Here is a 17,024-nt window from a genome sequence, read left to right on the forward strand (position 1 = left end):
GTTTACTTGCATGCAACCCAATTAACCGGTCACGCGACTCACGATTTTGAGAACCGTATCCCGTGTCAGTTTGCTGCCGCCGACGGAAATGAGTTTAACCGTGGCATGAGCCAGCGCTAGCGGCACCTTGCAGAACTTCAACGCCGGACCGTCCTTCAGGTCTGCGACATAAGAGTCGGCCACTTCCAAATTACGGCGGGTATACTGCTGCATCTCCTTAAAGCCCCAGCCATCAGGGAAGAAGTCCACGCCGCGTTTCATATCCTCGTTGCGATTGCGAAGAATATTAACGGCCTGCAAGCCTCTTCCGAAAGCAACGGCTTTCGTTAAGTCGGATTCCGTGCCGTCGTACCAAAGCCAAAGTTCGGAGAGCATCTCGCCGACCATACCGGCCACGCTATACGTATAACGATCCAGATCCTCTTCCGTGTGGATATTCCAGCCGCTCTGTACCCAGTCGGACATTTGCAAAGCCATCTTCGCGATGTACCGATTCACGATCGTCCGCGCGGTGGAAGGACAAAGCGCCACCCACTCGTCAAGACGCATCGTAACTGCCGGTAATGCCGTCCGGTAGGGGGATAATACGTTTTGTATGCTTTCAATGATTTCCGTGCTTTGGAAGGCATCGTGAATGCCGAGCAATAGCTGCACTTTTAACTCGTCGTTGAGTTCTTCGTGATCCTCTATTTCATCGATGGCCCGCATGCACAGATAGGCAGCCGATACGGCTTCCTTCAACCCTGATTCCAAACTGCTTATCGGAATATAAAAAGTGCGGCTCGTTTGTTTCAACATCGTCATTGCATCAATTAGGACGTCGTTATTAATGCGTAACCCCTCCAAATAGCATAAGCGTAGCTGTTTTATACCATGATACCATACAATATTATTAGCAATCCAATATGAACATTGTATTTATTTAAACCGAAAAGTTCAATCATCCGGCCCGTTCGAAATTATGTCAATATTTTCGATGGCAATAAAGCAACAACCGCCCGCCGTGCGTACGGCGAGCGGTTTTCTTACTCAGGTATGCATGCTGCGCTAACCATTAACCATTCTTGAATTCCAGCTTGCCATTCTTGATGGTGATTACCCTCGGCTTGCCTGAATTGTTCCACAACTGCTGAGTGGTAACCGAGTAGCTGCCATCCTTCGTGACGATCGTAACGGTCTTGCCGATTTTCTTGAACAGGCTGACGTCGATCGTCACCTTCGCCGAAGCGGTATTGCCGCCGGAAAGGTCGATGACGATCGTGTTCCCCGAGTTGATCAAGATGTCCTGCACCACCGACTTGTCGCTCAGATCCAGTATCGTAGTGCCGCTCTGCACCGTGAAGTGTACCGGAACGCCGCTGATGTTCACGATGTCCGCCGGTGCCGCCGGTGCCCGATTGACCGTGACCGTGTAGCTCTTGACCGTGCCGTCCTGAGCCGTGACAGTGACGGTGATCACGTTCGCCCCTACGGCCAGCGCATGAGCGCCGTCTCCAGTCACCGCTGCATTGGCGTCGTTAGGCGCCGCGGCGATCAGGATGGAATCGGCAGCGTTGGCCACATCTGCCGAGTATGCGGTGCTCGCCGGGTCAAAGACTGGCGTCAATGCTGCCGCATCGACAGTCAAACTCTTCAGCGTCGCATCATTAGAGAGCTGCTGCTGCGATCCCTCCAACAGCAATTGTCCCATGCCCACGCCTTTTGCGCCGGACGCGATACCGTCGAAGTATGCCAAGTATCCTCTGGCGCCGGCAGCCGAATCGTTGACTACCAAGGCGATATTATACGCATCGCCTGCAGCGACCGTATCGCCGTCCACCCCAAGGTACGCCCAATTGATCGCGATTTCGTAGGTAGTCGTGCCCGCCGCGGCATCCCGGACGATCGCGGTCGTTGCAGAGGAAGCCGGTATCGCGCTGTTCGCGCCCGTTAACGAACCGTCCGCGCCCCAGTTCCATTGCGTGATGCTCGCATCGCCGCTGTTCAATGCGAAGCCCAATTCACGATATCCGGCAGGCCCTCTCAGCGCAACCTGCATACCGTCGCCCATCCATATATTACCGCCGCTATTGGTTTGATTGAATGACGGCGTGTCGACCGTAACGCCAAGATACAAGTTCTGGTTATCCCAGGCCAGTTTCCCGGTCGCAGTAACGGCCGGATCCATGCCGGAAGCAGTACCTTTATTCAGATCGATCGGTTTGGCATTTGCCCATGCCGCGTCGTTCAACAGTCCGTCAACCGTCACCGGCGGATTATTCGTCGTGGCGTTCACAACGCCAAGCGTCGTGCTGGCCGTGCCGATTCCGGTTCCTTGCACGGTGGTATCGGTGTACGAAGCGGTATACTTCGTGCTCACCTCCGTCGTTGAAGGCGTGACGTCATAATAGAACTTAACCGGCGTCCCTGCGTTAACCGTGTAGGGCTGCGTATTTCCCAGGAAAGTCAATTCACCGGACTGCGGATTGCCCGAAGCGGCCACATTGGTTAGCGTCGCCGCAACCTGCCATTTCGATGCGGACTTGTCATATTCCGTGCTCAAGTCGAGTTTGACGTAGTCCGTAAGGTTGAATCGTTGATCCGGCGGAATTTGAATATGCTTCGGTTGATTGTAAACCTTCACGTAGTCCACCAGCATTTGCGCGCCATCGAATCCTTGAGGCAGCACCCCCGCCCAGCTCGCGCCTTCGACCGACAGGATGATGTTCGTCGGATTCTGGCAGATGCCGGGCGTATTTCCGCTTCCGTCCTTGGTGTTGCGGTCTATGCGGGCGACTTCCACGTCATCCACGTAGTAAATGTACTCATACGGCGACCAATCCATCGCGAAGGTATGGAAATTGCCGTCGTACACGCTCGGATAGTTCGTCGTGATGCCCATCGACTTGTGATCCGATCCATATCCGTCCCAGTGAATGGCGCTGTCGATATCGCCGATATCGTTGCGGATCGATTCTACGATATCGTTCTCGGTGCCGTCAACGCCTTGGTCTCCCACGTTCAGCACGACCGAAGCGTACTTCCAGAAGGCTCCCCAGGTTCCGGATACGACCGGGAACTTGATCCGAGACTCGTAATAGCCGTAATCGTTGATCGAATCGTCTTTCTGCGTGACCGCGCCCGTGTCTATGAAGTTGGCTTGATCCGATGCGGATAAGCCGGAATAGTAAGCCGTGCCGCCGTTCGGATCTTTCTCGATATGAATGGCCAAATTGCCGCTGCCATCGACCGATACCTCGTTAGGCAGCCATACGCTGCGGCCCTGTCGGGGCTGCGTCGGCGATACGGTCCACTTGCTCGTATCGACGCTCGTTCCGTTAAAATCGTCGTTGAATACCAAGGCGTCTTCCCCGAACGGGGCGATCGTGCTGCCCGTCGGCGCGAAGGTGATCGTCTCGACAAGGTTATCGCCGTCCACTGCGGTCGTCGCGCCTGTCACGGTCGTCCCGTTAATAGCCGGAACGCCGGTTATGTTCGCCGGGTTAATGCCGTCGTAAGTAGACGAGGCAATCATCGGCGCAAGCGTGACTTTGGCGGTATAGACCGTGTTCTTGTCGAAAGTCGAAGTGATTTCCGGGCTCCATTCGATGGTTGTAGAGGAAGTATGGGACGAATCCGGATATTTATACCGGCCGATCGGATACTTGCCTGCCACCGGTACCGGGATATGCAAGAAATTCGCTGCCGGCATCACGTTCTTATTGCCGGTGTCGCTCGGATGATGAATGGCGTTGACGGTCGAATTCGCGACATTCAATTTGTAATTGCCATCCGTATTCAAGGTCGCCCAGTTATCGAGCGTGTAATTCGGATCGGAATAGACAGCCGCATTGCCGCCCAACAATACCGGGTGGCCGCCGTTCGACGACAGCGTGTTCGTGAACACAAGCGATTCCGCTGCGCCGGGCAGTCTATTATAAAGCGAGATGGTGTTGCCGTCGGCCACGATCCGGTAATGAACTTTTTGGCCGATCTTAGGCGTAATTCCCGATCCGCCCGGGCCGACGTTCTGCCAGGTCTGGTTGTCCGACATGGCCATCCACGAGGTGTCCATGCCCAGAAGGATATAGTAGTGAAGCGCGCCGTTGTCCCTCACCCAGAATTGGATGCCGCCATGCTCGCCGGTGACCGGCGTAAGATCGAAATTCCATTCATAGTCGGTCAGCGAAGAGTCGCCGAAATGCGTCGGGTTGCTCGCATCTTTGCCGGGGAGAACCGTAGCGCTCGAGACCGAAGAGACTAATGTTCCGATAACGTGATAAGGAATTATTGTCGTGCCGTATCCCGTGATTATGCCATCGGAATCGGTCTGGTAAACAAGCAGCCATTTATTCGGGGAGACATTCGTGCCGAAAGGCGTGCCTGCCGTAAACGGTACGGCCCGGTTAATGGCGCCGATATTCGTATCGGCGCCCGGAGCCGCTTGCTGCGTGGAGGAAATCACGTAGTAGTAGGTTCCGCCCGCCGAGCCTCCGGCAACTGCCGTCGCTTCGAGCGTGCCGTTCGGCAACGTCGAGATAATTGCCGGGTCGGATACGAGCGTGGCGGTCAGCGCGTTTATTCCTTCCGCAAGCTCCGGATTCCACTTGCTGTACAGCGTGATGTCCGCAGTCACGGTATCGGAAGCGAAGTTCCACGGCGTCGAAAGCGCGGAGTCCGTATACCATCCGCCGAACGTATAGCCCGAACGGGTCGGGTCGGCTGGTTGAGCGAGCAGACCGCCGTTTAATACCCCTGATACCGCTGCGACTGCAGTTGCATCGAGAGGCGTGTTGAACGAAACCGTATGGGTGTCAGGCTGCCTAGTCACGGTTTCGTCGCGAACGACATGAACGACCGAATTCGAGATCGCAGCCGCCATCACGCTGTTACCGCCTCCGCCGTCGCATAACGCGAGCGTGACGCCGCCTTTTAAGTACACGGGAACCGTGGCTCCGGCAGTGGAAGTGTCCATCTTAAAGGTCGTGCCGCCCACAGTCAAAGAAATAACGGGACCATCCGCTTTGACTTGTACGTGCGTGGATACGTTAAGAGGCGTTGCGCCAACGCTGCCGCCGTTTACCCAAGTTCCAGCCGGGCCAAGTTGCAAGCCGGCAAATTTGGCATCCGGTTGTCCAAGCAGCAGGTAGTAATAGTGACCGTCGGCATTACGCACTTGGAACTGAATATTGCCATTCGTCCAAGTTGTCGGAGTGAAGTCGAGATCCCAAGCGTAGTCGGTCCAGCTGCTGTCGCCGAGCATAGGGGTTTTCTTGGAACTCCATGCCGCCCCTGCTGCGTTAAAATCGATGCTGGTGGACGATTCCGTCTGCTTGTAGAGCAGTTTGCCGATATTCGCCCACATCAGCGGAACCTCGGCATAACCGGCAATATGACCATCGCCGCTAACATCATATACATTCAGGTAATCGCCCTGCATTTGCTTGCTGCCGATCGGCGCATTCAATGTTAACGGCTGCGCGCCAAGCGACTCTACCGTGTCAGTCGTGTCGTTCGGCGGCGTCGCGGGCTGTCCTTCGGAAATCGTATAATACAACTCCCCTGTTTCGCCGCTCACTGCAGTGACGACGACCTGACCGTCGTTCATATTCCCGTTATCTGTCGAGAGCGTTACTGTAAGCGTTTCCGCGACTTGAGCCGCGAAAGCCGGCACGGCACTCATCGAGAGAACCAGTGCAACGGTAAGCAGAATGGCATAAATACGCTTCATGGATTGAACCTCCTGTTAAATGTCCGGCATGTGTACGTTCGCCGGTGATTGATCATCCGCCTCTGCGTTCCTGGCGCTGGGGTTTTCTGATTACACTTCGGTGTTCGCATGCAGATCGAAAGCGCTTCCTTTAATGCTGAATCTACTGCTGAATCTAATGCTGAATCGGCATTCTTATTCGGGGACTTCACCTTCTTCCTTCACCAAACTTACAAATTGTTTACAACATAGTTACTCTCTTCCACAAGTATCCTGTCATCTCCTTTGGCGAAAAAACACTACTATTGGCGAATGGTCTGAATGCGGAAAATAGTACGGAAAAAGCACGAAAAAAAGCCCGTTTATCCGCGGCGAGCACGGAAAACGAGCTTATGTCACCCGGGTCAGAAGAAGAAATCTCCATCAAACCCGCCGAATCCTCCAAATCCGCCAAATCCGGCAAAGAGGCCAATAGCGAGTAAATCGAAGAGCAGCAACGGAAGCAGAAATTTCGTTTTTACGGCTTTCCCTTTTTCCTGTTTAAACTGCGTAAGAACGACACGATTACCTTGAATTTGCGTCAATGTCCCTGTAACGATGGATCCGTCCTTCTTTACCGCATAGATTTTCTTGCCGTAATATTTGGATATCTGTTGCTTGCTGACAGCCATGCGTTATTCCTCCCTCTCGACTGCACTTGTACTACTCTAGTAATCTATTCAACTGCATGAGAGGATGACTGGGTCTTACCTTTCGGAGGCCGTTCGCGATTCGTGAATGGGCAAAATAACTTCCACCATCGTCCCTTTCCCGACTTCGCTTTCGATGCGCATCGTCCCTCTATGGTTTTGTATGATACGCATGGAAACCATTAATCCCAACCCCGTGCCTGTTTCTTTCGTCGTGAAAAAAGGATTGCCGATCTTGGCGATCTCTTCCTGGGGGATTCCGTGCCCTTCGTCATGGATGCGGATATAGACGTTCTCGTTCATTTGTTTGGCTTGAATGACCACTTCTCCGCCGTTCGGCATGGATTCGATGGCATTCTTCAATATGTTGATAAAGACTTGCTTGATACTGCTTTGACATTGAACGAGCGGTAAACGGGCATCTAAGGCGCCCTTGATTTGAACGTTATACAGGTTGGCTTGTCCTTCTAACAGTCTCGTCACATGATTGAAAATATGCGCCATGTCCCTTAATTCGAAAACCTCGTTCGTAGGTTTAGCCAATACTAACAGCTCGCTTACGATTTCATTGATGCGATCGATTTCCGAAATCATGACATCGTTGCGCAGCTTCCTGGTACCCTCGATATCTTCTTTCATATACATCTGCATAAATCCCCGCAGGCTGGTCAACGGATTTCTGATTTCGTGCGCAATTCCTGCTGCCAGCTCGCCGACCAAGGTTAGTTTCTCGGATCTGCGGATGATGTCTTCGGAATGGATTCGTTCGGTGATATCCCGCCCCATGCTGATCGCATGCAGAATTTCTCCCGCAGCATTCCTGATTTTTTTGGAATGCGCTTCTTGCCAGATATAATGGCCCTTCTTATGCCTAAGCCGATACACATAAATCCTGCTATCCTCTTGATCCGCGTTGCCCCGCCTTAACCAGCCGCCGTTCATATCCTCCGGATGCCAGTACTCATACGCATATTTCCCGATGAGTTCTTCCGGCTCGTATCCGAGTTGGTTACGGATAGCCGGCGAGACATAGGAGATAATGCCTTCGGGCGTTAACCGCAAAATCACGTCCTGCGAATGTTCGGAAATCAGCTTGTGCAGTTCTTCGATCCGCTTCAGCTCTTCTTCCTTCGCTTTTTGCTCCGTGATATCCACGATTTGCGCGATGAAGATGTCTTTTCCTTGTATCCCCTGCAGGTTCCTTCCTACTGTCACATTGAGAAGCCCCCATAGTACGGACCCTGATTTATGCACATATCTTTTTTCTATTTGATAACCGTCCATTTCACCCTGCACCAATTTGCCCCATAATTTCAGGTCAGCTTCCAAATCTTCAGGATGGGTGACAATCGAGAAACCGATCGTGACGAGTTCGCCTTCGCTGTATCCTAACATGTTGCAATACGACGAATTCACCTTCAAAAAACTTCCATTACAAGATAATAAAGCCATTCCGATTGGAGATTTCTCGAATGCGTGCAAAAAAAGACTATCGTCATTGATATGAGATAACATCGAATCCTCCATTTTAATGCAAATAAAATTTGAATAGCCTTAATAAGGCATTATAACAGTATTAGTTATTTATACATATATACGTTTTTCCAATTCCTTGATGGATAGGACCATTAGTCACGATCTTCGCTATAACAAATGCCATTCTCACGCACAAATGGAGCAAATGCCATTGGCAATTTGCTCCACAGTTCGTCGTGCTGCTTTGTTCTTTCGCGTCATGTCTTATCTGTGAAATTCTTTAAAACGCGTGCCTTGATACGTGAGCGGTCCATGATCGCCTACGACAATCAAACCGTATTTATCGCCTCTGACCTGCAATTCGATGCGCGAACCGTTATCGAATTCAAAAGTCACGTAATAATCGGTACTTGCGCTCGAGTTCCCTGAACCGCCCCATACCTCGGTTCGTTTATCCACTACGGTCACGGGACTCGTAATAACTTCGGAGGCGTTGTTCGCCGTCCATCGCCATGTACCGCGAAGGATGACGTACAAGAACCCGCCAACGACGACGATGAATACAAACCCTCCGAACAGTTTGAAGAGAAGAGGCAGTTCCTTTAAAGCTCCAAAAAATCCTGGGTCGCCCGGGTATCCGTTCATATGCGCTCTCCTCAACGAACCGAAATTCTATTTTGTTCTCATCCCCTTTACGCTTCCGCGACTTGGAAAGTTGCGTTTTCCTTCCCGTCAGGGAGTTCCGTCTACGGTATATTCTTGAGTTAGCGTGCAGGATCAATAATAATCGCGACGCTTCGCTTAGAGATTACGGAAGGCGTCCGACGGATTGACGTCCTTGCTCAATTGCCCGTGTTCCTTCAGCCAGTCGATGATCGAACGCCAGGACTGCTCGGTTTGGCTGCCGAAGGGCTCCGTCCCCGCGTCCATCAACGGAAGCAGAATCGCCAAGCTCTGCTTCTCGACATCGGCGTCGAGCGGAGATTCCTCGTCTTGCCGATCCAGCAGCAGCTGCAGCGCTTCGTCCGGATGGCTCGCGGTATACGCTTGTCCTTTGGCGGCTGCCTCCATGAACTTCTTGATCGCGGCTCCGTTGTTCTTCAAGCCGTCCTCGCTGGCCGTCAGAACAAGCTCGTAATAATCCGGCACGCCATAATCGGAAGGATCGAACGCGGCGAGCTTCTTGCCTTCCTTCTCGAGCAGCAGTTTCTCGTGGTTCACGTAGCCCCCGATGATCGCGTCCACCTTCTTGGTGCTCATCGCCGGGATCAAGTCCCAGCCGACGTCCACGTGGGAGAGCTTCGAAGGATCTCCGCCGTCCGATTTCACCATCGTATCGACGATCGCCTGGTCGAGCGGAATAGACGGGTAACCGATTTTCTTCCCGGCCAAATCCTTCGGACTATGAATGTCCGGCGACTCCAGCACCAATAATTGATTGAGCGGATGGCGAACGATGGCGCCGACCGATACGATCGGAATGTCTTCGGCGCGCGAAATCGCGACCTGCATTTGATAGCTGAGCGCCAGATCGGCCTTGCCGGCGGCGACCAGCTTCAGCGCGTCGTTCGTGTCCGCGGGCGTCTGCAGCTTGACCTTCAAGCCCGCAGCCTTGAAATACCCCTGCTCCTCGGCGGCATACAAGAAGGTATGCACCGCATTCGGATACCAGTCCAGCAGCACGGTCAGTTCGGTTTCGCCGCCCTCCGCCTGCTTGCCTGACTCGGAGCCGCAGCCGACGGCTGCGAGGATGGCCAAGGCCAGAACCGCAGCCAGCCATGCGCCTTTCTTCCATCGTTGAATCGCTATGTTCATACCGGCCAAGCCTCCAAGCGATAAGCCATATCCCAGAACATGTATTCCAGTTTGGAAGCGACCATGAAGCGTTCCTCAAGCTGCGCGAGCTCCCGTTCGGGCAGCCCTTCCGCGAGTCGATCCATCAGCGCGATGCACCAGTCGGTAAGCGCGCCGAACTCCTCGGAGCCGTACATCAAGATCCACTCCCGGTAGAGCGGATGGTCCAAGGCGCCCGGAACCTTCATGCAAGCTGTCCCGATCTCCCGATAGCTCCACATGCACGGAAGCAGGACGGCCGCCACCTCGGGCAGCGATCCTTGCGCAGCGGTATCCAGCAAATACTTGGTGTACGCGACCGTGGTCGGCGAAGCGAGCGTTTGCTCCAGCTCATCGCGCGAGATGCCGAAACGCGCCGCATATTGCCGGTGAAGCTCCATTTCCACGTTCAGCGTGGAATGAAGCAGCTCGGCGAACTTGGCCATGGTTTCCAAGTCTCTGGCCTTCAAGCTGCCCATGGCGAATACCTTGGCGTAATCGATCAGATAAACATAGTCCTGCTTGAGATAATAGATGAATCGTTCGGGATCCAGCGTCCCGTCTCGTAATTCCGTCAAGAAAGGATGCTCATGGCTCTTCGCCCATAGTTCCTGCGCGGAACGATATAACCTGTCACTGAATGGATTCAATGGGTTTCCCTCCCCTTCATGGTTGCGATCTCTTCTTCTTCGAACTCCGGTTTCATCCGGTTGCACCAGTCGGCAATGAAGGCGATCATGATCTTCGCGTAGTCGACCAGTTCTCTCATATCGGCGCTTTCGTCTACGGCATGCGCATTGGCCAGCTCGCCCGGACCATAGATCAGCGTCGGTATCCCCGCTCGCCCGATCCAGCCCGCATCCGTAACGGACGGGCTCATGCCGACGCTCGGCGCCGAGCCCCGCACTTGCCGGTGAATGCCGGCTAAGCTCACGAGCCCATCGCCATCCGGATCCAGCTCCAGGGACGGGAAGACTTCGCCCCGCTCCTCGATCATCGACCGGCCTCCCCAGCGGAATTCAGGCGGATGATTCCTCAGCCATGGATCGCCTTGGGCGACGCCGAGCAGATGCTGCTCGATCTCGGCGGCCACCGACTCGTAATCCTCGTTCGGATAGAAGTGCACCGTAATCCAGAGGGCGCACCGGTCCGCGATGAACGCCGCATGACGGCCTCCCTCGATAACGGCGGGGTTGATCGTGTTCGATCCCGCCGGGAAGCCCGGATAGGACTTGGTCACGGCCCAATGCCGCTCCAATTCCTGAAGGCCGGCGATCAGCTTGGCCATCTTCTCGATCGCGCTGGCGCCTTGAACGCCGCCGCCCGCATGAATCATGCGCGATCGCATCCCGTCATGGTAAGTCACCGGACTTTGAACGGTTACCCAGCCGGTGATGACGCCGCCTTGTCCTTGAATGGCCAGCCCGCTCGTATCCGCCACCACGGCAAGATCCGCTTGATACCCCCGCTCCATGCAAGCCCTGGTGCCCGCTTCGCCGGCTTCTTCGCCGATGACCGAATGCAACAGCAGATCCCCCTTGAGCCGGATACCCGACTCCTCCAGCAATTTCGCCGCGAACAGCAGCGCGGCCAGCCCGCCTTTCATATCCGCCGTGCCTCTGCCGTAAGCCCGGCCGTCCTTCAACGTCAAAGCGAACGGATCGTACCGCCACTCCCGCGCGTCCCCGACTTCGGCGACGTCCATATGGCCGTTCAGCAGCAGGCTTCGATACTTATCTCCCTGCGTGCCGCGTTTCACGGCGGTCACGTTCGGATCGCCGGGATACACCTCCCACAGCTCCGTCTCGAAGCCGCTCTCTCGGAGCTGCCGCTCCAGAAACCGCTGCGCCTCCAACGTATTCCGCGCTGGCGGGCTGACCGTCGGATAAGCGACCAGCTGGGCCAGGAGAGCGAATAACTCATCCTGTCTCTCCTCCGCTTGCTGCTGCAAGCGTGCAATCAAAGTCTCCATCGTCTATACTCCTTCGCTTAAGGCTGCGGGCATGAACAATAGAAAAAAACCATTCGAGAATAAACGAATGGTTTGAATTCGATACGTTCTCTACGCCAGCATTACCTGGTTCAGATTAACGGTCAGGGAAAGAACATTCCCTATCTCAGCCGGATTTCATCCAGCACCCGTAGTCTATTAAATTAGTTTCACTATAGCGCATGATATTGGAAATGACAAGGAGAATTAGCGTTCGCGAATCGGAATACGCTGCCGATCCGAAGCAGCTGCTCCATGCGAGTCTCGATTAGGCCTGCCCGCGAATTTCGTATGCATGCTCGACGACGACTTTCCCCGTCTGCCCGGATTCGAAGAACAGCTTGTACGCCTCTTGCAGGCGGTCGGCCGGGAAGCGGTGCGTGATGATCCGCGCCAGATAATCGCGGTGCGCGCGGTATAGCGCCAAATTCCGCTCCAAATCGCCGTAGCTGAAATAATCGCTGCCGATCACGGCCTTCTCGACGTTGATCAACTCCTCCGCCGCGCGGAACGACAGGCCTTCCCCGTGGCCGACGCAGACGAGCACCCCGCCTGGACGGAGCAAGGCGAGCCCGGCACGGCGCGCGCTTTCCTTGCCGCTGGCGTCCAGGACGACGTCGACCCCGTTCATGCCGGCCGCCGCGATCCCTTCTCCAAGCGTCGTCTCCTGCAGCGCGATCGGAATGCCTTTCAATTGCTTGACCAGCTCCAGCCGGTACGGCACGAAGTCCGATACGGCGACCGGCACGTCATCGCCGAGCAGCAGCTTGGCCATGGCCAGAAGGCCAAGACCAATCGGCCCTGCCCCGCATACGAGCACCGACCGGATATCGGAATGAAGCGCCCGGGCGCGGTTGATGGCGCGGCTGCCGGTGCCCATGATATCGAGCAGCAAGGTCGCTTCCCCAGCCGGGATGTCGCTGCCGATCGGAAACAGCATCCGTTCGTGGATCAGCACGTACGGATCGTATCCGCCATGTTCGCTGAACCCGATCACGCCGCGGCTTGCCGCGCATTGGTTCGTCATGTTCATCCGGCAGAACCTGCACGCGCCGCAATAATCCTTGGCATAAATAACGCCGCGGGTTCCCGCGGCAGCCGACGTATCCGGACCGGCTTCGACCACGACGCCGACCGCCTCGTGGCCCGGCGTAACCTCCGATCCGCGGTAAAACTGCCCGCGATCCGAACCGCAAAGCGCGTTCGCCTCGATGAGCATAAGCAGCTGCCCCGCCCCCGGCTTCGGCACCTCTCTGGTCGTCCAATCGATACGTCCATCACCGGCGAATAACGGCACTTGCATTTTCGTTTGCGGTATCATGTATCCCCTCCTAGTCGATGCGTTGAAAGCAATTACTAGAAACAACCAGCTTGTACCTGACTGGCCACAATTAATGATAGCGCTTTAATTTAGCGGCACACAAGGGGACAATCCTCCGTGTCTTCTGTCTGCAAGCGTTCCAAACATCGCTCTATTCAACGAACCCCGCCATTACCAGCAAGCGGTTCTACTTCCAACGCTCGAATTGCTGCCGCATGTTCTCCCCGTTCAGTTTCCACTTCTGCAGCATCGGATTCGGCACCATCTGGTTGTACTTGGCAATCTTCTTGTTCAGATCTTCGAGCGCGGACTCCAGACTAACCGAAGAGCCCGTTTCGAGCAGCCCCTGCAGCTGATCCCGAATCTCATGCTGCAAGATTAGCCAGGCCGGCAAGAAGTTCGCTTCCTTGAGGATACTGTTCGTAACATCTCCTGACGGGACGTTGAGCTGCTTCCCTTTGCCTGCCAAATGCTCGAAAGCCCCTCGCCGTTCCTGTTCCCGATACATCTCGCTCATCCAATCCTGCGCAGACAGATCGGAGTTCCAATACTGCCTGGAGGATACCGCGGTTTCGGCCGTATTCTTCTCTTCCGCATTCGTATCGTCAGCTGTCTCGCTTGTCTCGGGCGTTGCAGATGTTGCCGGCACAGTCTCCGAATCTTGTCGTCGTGCATGATTCTTTCTGAACCATAATCCCATGTCACTCACCGCCTCTTCAGGTTTGAATGCAGGAAATGCTTTACAGTCCTATTGTATCCATGCCAGCAACACCGCGCGCTTGCAGACTTTGGCAATTTATTGAACGGAGCGCCGATGAATTTCCGCTTGAATGGCGAACGCGACTACGGTGCGCACCGCTATAGCTCGCCGTCGGTCCGGTTCAGCTCAAGCGCGGTTTGGATAAACAGCCTGACTGCCAAGGAAGCTTCCTTCATGGAAGGCACGGCCAGGCAAATGTCCCGGAAAGGCTGCGGCTCGATTTTGCGTATCCGCACATTGGGCGGCAGGACGGAGAAGGTCATCGCCGTATCGGAGAGGATCGCTAGGCCAAGTCCCTCTTGAACCATGCTGAGCGCCGTACTGACGTTTTGAACCGCGAATTCCATTCTCAGCGCGACATCGTTGTTATGAAACCACTCAATAATCGGCGTATCGAATCCGCCGCGGCAGAGAATCAGAGGGGCCTGCTCCAAATCTTGAATGGAAATGACGTCTTTCTCCTGGAGCGGATCATCGTCCCTCAGCAGCAGCGACAATTGATCGCGCAGAAAGGGAACGGTTTCCAGCTCTTCGCTCGGGGGAATAATCCATCCGACGTCGATGTACCTGGAAGCGAGCCAGCCCCGGATTTCGTCGATCGTGCCTTCGTGCAGAATGAACTTCAAGCCCGGATATTTGCCCCCGAGCACCCGCAGAATGCTTGGCAGAAACCTCGCGGATACCGCCGGAAAAGCCCCGATGCGAATCGTCCCTACTTCAAAGCCCTTCTCCGCCTTGATTTCCTGATCCACCTTCTCGTAGCCGTTCAGAATATCACGGAACACCACGAGCAGACGTTTCCCGATATCCGTCAGCAGGACGCCGTTCTTGCGGTCCCGAATCAGGAGATTAACGTCCAGTTCGGCTTCGAGCGTCGAGATGGCCCGGCTCACGGCCGGCTGCGTCATATGTAATTCCTGTCCGGCTTTCGTAAAGCTGCCGGACTCGGCGATTTTCACGAATAACGATAACTGTGAATGGTTCATATCAAATATGTTATCTCCTCTCATACAAGATGTCGAATTATTATAACAGAAAAAAGGGAGATCCGCCTTGGCGGCACCTCCCCTTCAATTTTCGTTTAGATATCTTGTGTTGCTGCCGCATTGGAAATATCCGGGATCTTCAATAGTCGCCTGAACCCGAACCTGACCCGCAAATTCCGATAAGCTCGCTTAAATTCGAGATGGTGTACGTGCTCGGAATGGAAGGCGGATTCAGCTGCGACGTCCGGTTGAACCAACAGGTATCGATGCCCGACTGCAGGCCGCCCTTGATATCCGTATGCAACGAATCGCCGATGACCAGCGCTTTCTCACGTTCGAATCCCGGAATGTGATGCCTCACATAATCGAAGAAAGCCGTCGACGGCTTCTGATGGCCAATACGCTGCGAATCGAAAATCGCTTCGAAATAATCATGCAGGCCCGTCAGCTGCAATCGATTGATCTGCGTGCGGGTGATGCCATTCGTGATCACGAACAGCCGATGGGTGACGGACAGCCGTTGACAGACTTCCATGGCGCCATCGATCAAGATATGGGTTCCGCCGCCCAATAAATCACGGTACCGATTCTCCCATTCAAGCCCGTCCACGTCCTGCCCGAGCCTCGACAGCGTAGCCGAAAACCTCGTGTTCAGCACAACATCGAGCGGAATGCTGCCATTCTCGTAGTCGGTCCATAATTGTTTGTTGACGGACTTATAGTGTTGAAGAACATCATCCGAATACGTATAGCCGTAATGTTGGAACAAGTCAGTTAACGATTCCGTCTCTTTTTTGCCGAAATCCAGCAGCGTATCGTCGAGATCGAATAGAAGGATGCTGTAGGTCATGCTGCCTCCAATCTTGGATGTACGAAGAATCCCCGCGCACACGGCACGGGGAGTTTGTCGTCAACGAACGGTTTATTTTCGAACGGTTTTATTTTTCAGGCGATGATTATTTTTGAACAGCCGGCTGATAAGCGCCTGGTACCATATTAGTCGAGATCGCCATGCGATTCCAAGCGTTGATGGTATTGATCGCCATCAGCAGATCAACGTACTGCCCTTCGTCAAAATGTTTGCGCACTTCTTCATAGAGCGCCGCTGATACGCCGCCTTCGGAAATTTTGGTCACTGCTTCGGTCAACGCCAGCGCAGCCCGCTCCGCATCCGTATAGAACGGCGCTTCGCGCCATGCGTTCAACAGGTAAAGGCGTTGTTCCGTCTCCCCCATTGCACGTGCATCTTTCGTATGCATATCGAGGCAGAAGGCACAGCCATTGATCTGCGAAGCGCGAGTTTTAACCAATTCCAGCAGCGTCGAATCAAGGCCGCTCTTCTTCACGAAGCCTTCCATTTTCAACAACGCTTGCAGAGATTCCGGGCGCACTTTCATATAATCCAATCTCATTTCCATTCGTCGATACACTCCTTCAAATTATAAATTAGGCCGATACACAACTTCAAACATACGAACTGAGTATCACCTGCTGCACGGTACATCATTCAGGAATCATCCGTGAATGAATACGACGTCGATAAAATGTATCGTCGATTAATGTTGTCGACGATTAACTACGTCTACAATATAACCCTTCCGCTGCAGGTTGTCAACCAACCATTAAACGGCATTTTGTCTGCAATATCCCCAGCAATCCGCCATTTGACAAAAGGCAAACAATCGACCTAATATGTTGATTATCAACTTGTGCGCATAGAAAGCAGGTGTCTGCATGCAATATAGTATAGGCGTTGAATATGCACTGCACTGCTTAGTTTATCTGATCGATATTCAGGCTGACGCGACTATCGGCATCAAGGAGCTGTCCGCCTTCCAAGGGATTTCGGAAACCTACTTATCGAAGATTTTCGGCAAATTGGCGAAGGAGGGCATCGTCAGCTCCGTTCCCGGGGTCAAAGGCGGTTATAAATTAGCCAAGCCTGCCGCAGAAATTTCGTTCTGGGATGTCGTTCAGGCCGTTGAAGGCACCAGCCGGATCTTTCAATGCAAAAACATTAAAAATAACAGCTACCTCTGCCGCGACGAAGAAGTTGCTGCATGCACGCGAGCCGCTCCCTGCCTCATTAACTTAACGATGCTCGAGGCCGAAGAAAGCATGCGAAATACGCTGCGCGGCAAGACTTTGCTGTGGCTGAACGAAGAGCTTGATCGCGTGCTGGCGCCGAAGCAGCGCCAAGAGACGCGTGATTTTTTTGCCGGCAGCAGTCGTATGTAGCGAAAGTTAAATGCAACGGTTCTATTGAAGATGTTGCCCGAC

At 54.0% G+C, this 17,024-nt stretch carries 14 protein-coding genes and 1 riboswitch; of the genes, 1 reads left to right on the forward strand and 13 read right to left on the reverse strand.

Going from position 1 to position 17,024, the window contains the following annotated elements; genetic code table 11:
* Positions 1-21: 21 nt before the first annotated feature.
* The 13 genes from GZH47_RS01750 to GZH47_RS01810 form a co-directional block, all read right to left on the reverse strand.
* Entirely contained in the window at positions 22-804 is a 783-nt protein-coding gene (locus tag GZH47_RS01750; protein ID WP_192043574.1) for a squalene/phytoene synthase family protein, read from the reverse strand.
* 250 nt (positions 805-1,054) lie between these two features.
* Positions 1,055-5,710 (reverse strand): InlB B-repeat-containing protein, encoded by a 4,656-nt coding sequence (locus tag GZH47_RS01755; protein WP_162638256.1) that lies wholly within the window; start codon positions 5,708-5,710, stop codon positions 1,055-1,057.
* Between the two features lie 383 nt (positions 5,711-6,093).
* Entirely contained in the window at positions 6,094-6,360 is a 267-nt protein-coding gene (locus GZH47_RS01760; RefSeq protein WP_162638257.1) for a 50S ribosomal protein L33, read from the reverse strand.
* Between the two features lie 75 nt (positions 6,361-6,435).
* Entirely contained in the window at positions 6,436-7,905 is a 1,470-nt protein-coding gene (locus tag GZH47_RS01765; protein ID WP_318653404.1) for a PAS domain S-box protein, read from the reverse strand.
* Between the two features lie 213 nt (positions 7,906-8,118).
* Positions 8,119-8,499 (reverse strand): DUF2500 domain-containing protein, encoded by a 381-nt coding sequence (locus GZH47_RS01770; protein WP_162638259.1) that lies wholly within the window; start codon positions 8,497-8,499, stop codon positions 8,119-8,121.
* Positions 8,500-8,655: 156 nt separating this feature from the next.
* Complete coding sequence (locus GZH47_RS01775) at positions 8,656-9,669, reverse strand: ABC transporter substrate-binding protein (RefSeq protein WP_162638260.1); 1,014 nt, start codon at positions 9,667-9,669, stop codon at positions 8,656-8,658.
* A complete protein-coding gene (gene tenA / locus GZH47_RS01780) occupies positions 9,666-10,337 on the reverse strand; it encodes a thiaminase II (RefSeq protein WP_162638261.1) in 672 nt (223 codons plus the stop codon). The genes GZH47_RS01775 and tenA overlap by 4 nt, the downstream gene beginning before the upstream one ends.
* A complete protein-coding gene (locus GZH47_RS01785) occupies positions 10,334-11,659 on the reverse strand; it encodes an acetylornithine deacetylase (RefSeq protein ID WP_162638262.1) in 1,326 nt (441 codons plus the stop codon). Before GZH47_RS01785 ends, tenA begins: the two co-directional genes overlap by 4 nt.
* 69 nt (positions 11,660-11,728) lie before the next feature.
* Positions 11,729-11,840, reverse strand: a riboswitch (TPP riboswitch).
* Between the two features lie 105 nt (positions 11,841-11,945).
* Entirely contained in the window at positions 11,946-12,998 is a 1,053-nt protein-coding gene (locus GZH47_RS01790; RefSeq protein WP_162638263.1) for an alcohol dehydrogenase catalytic domain-containing protein, read from the reverse strand.
* Positions 12,999-13,185: 187 nt separating this feature from the next.
* Positions 13,186-13,698, reverse strand: a complete 513-nt coding sequence (locus GZH47_RS01795; protein WP_162638264.1) for a DnaJ family domain-containing protein — start codon at positions 13,696-13,698, stop codon at positions 13,186-13,188.
* 158 nt (positions 13,699-13,856) lie between these two features.
* Positions 13,857-14,744 (reverse strand): LysR family transcriptional regulator, encoded by an 888-nt coding sequence (locus GZH47_RS01800; RefSeq protein ID WP_162638265.1) that lies wholly within the window; start codon positions 14,742-14,744, stop codon positions 13,857-13,859.
* Positions 14,745-14,883: 139 nt separating this feature from the next.
* Positions 14,884-15,594: a YjjG family noncanonical pyrimidine nucleotidase gene (locus GZH47_RS01805; protein ID WP_162638266.1), complete on the reverse strand. Its 711-nt coding sequence runs from the start codon at positions 15,592-15,594 to the stop codon at positions 14,884-14,886.
* 106 nt (positions 15,595-15,700) lie between these two features.
* On the reverse strand, positions 15,701-16,162 hold the full coding sequence (locus tag GZH47_RS01810) for a carboxymuconolactone decarboxylase family protein (RefSeq protein ID WP_162638267.1): 462 nt from the start codon (positions 16,160-16,162) through the stop codon (positions 15,701-15,703).
* Between the two features lie 316 nt (positions 16,163-16,478).
* On the opposite strand from GZH47_RS01810, the gene GZH47_RS01815 reads away from it, so the two are divergent.
* Positions 16,479-16,982 carry an Rrf2 family transcriptional regulator gene (locus tag GZH47_RS01815; protein ID WP_162638268.1) on the forward strand — a complete coding sequence of 168 codons (504 nt, stop codon included), beginning with the start codon at positions 16,479-16,481 and terminating at the stop codon, positions 16,980-16,982.
* Positions 16,983-17,024 lie beyond the last annotated feature (42 nt).

The organism is Paenibacillus rhizovicinus (genome assembly GCF_010365285.1).
In the GTDB taxonomy this organism is placed as follows: domain Bacteria; phylum Bacillota; class Bacilli; order Paenibacillales; family Paenibacillaceae; genus Paenibacillus_Z; species Paenibacillus_Z rhizovicinus.

Coding starts and splice junctions, on each gene's coding strand:
- GZH47_RS01750 (WP_192043574.1), bottom strand. CDS start 804: ATGACGATGTTGAAACAAACGAGCCGCACTTTTTATATTCCGATAAGC.
- GZH47_RS01755 (WP_162638256.1), bottom strand. CDS start 5,710: ATGAAGCGTATTTATGCCATTCTGCTTACCGTTGCACTGGTTCTCTCG.
- GZH47_RS01760 (WP_162638257.1), bottom strand. CDS start 6,360: ATGGCTGTCAGCAAGCAACAGATATCCAAATATTACGGCAAGAAAATC.
- GZH47_RS01765 (WP_318653404.1), bottom strand. CDS start 7,905: ATGGAGGATTCGATGTTATCTCATATCAATGACGATAGTCTTTTTTTG.
- GZH47_RS01770 (WP_162638259.1), bottom strand. CDS start 8,499: ATGAACGGATACCCGGGCGACCCAGGATTTTTTGGAGCTTTAAAGGAA.
- GZH47_RS01775 (WP_162638260.1), bottom strand. CDS start 9,669: ATGAACATAGCGATTCAACGATGGAAGAAAGGCGCATGGCTGGCTGCG.
- GZH47_RS01785 (WP_162638262.1), bottom strand. CDS start 11,659: ATGGAGACTTTGATTGCACGCTTGCAGCAGCAAGCGGAGGAGAGACAG.
- GZH47_RS01790 (WP_162638263.1), bottom strand. CDS start 12,998: ATGATACCGCAAACGAAAATGCAAGTGCCGTTATTCGCCGGTGATGGA.
- GZH47_RS01795 (WP_162638264.1), bottom strand. CDS start 13,698: ATGGGATTATGGTTCAGAAAGAATCATGCACGACGACAAGATTCGGAG.
- GZH47_RS01800 (WP_162638265.1), bottom strand. CDS start 14,744: ATGAACCATTCACAGTTATCGTTATTCGTGAAAATCGCCGAGTCCGGC.
- GZH47_RS01805 (WP_162638266.1), bottom strand. CDS start 15,594: ATGACCTACAGCATCCTTCTATTCGATCTCGACGATACGCTGCTGGAT.
- GZH47_RS01810 (WP_162638267.1), bottom strand. CDS start 16,162: ATGGAAATGAGATTGGATTATATGAAAGTGCGCCCGGAATCTCTGCAA.
- GZH47_RS01815 (WP_162638268.1), top strand. CDS start 16,479: ATGCAATATAGTATAGGCGTTGAATATGCACTGCACTGCTTAGTTTAT.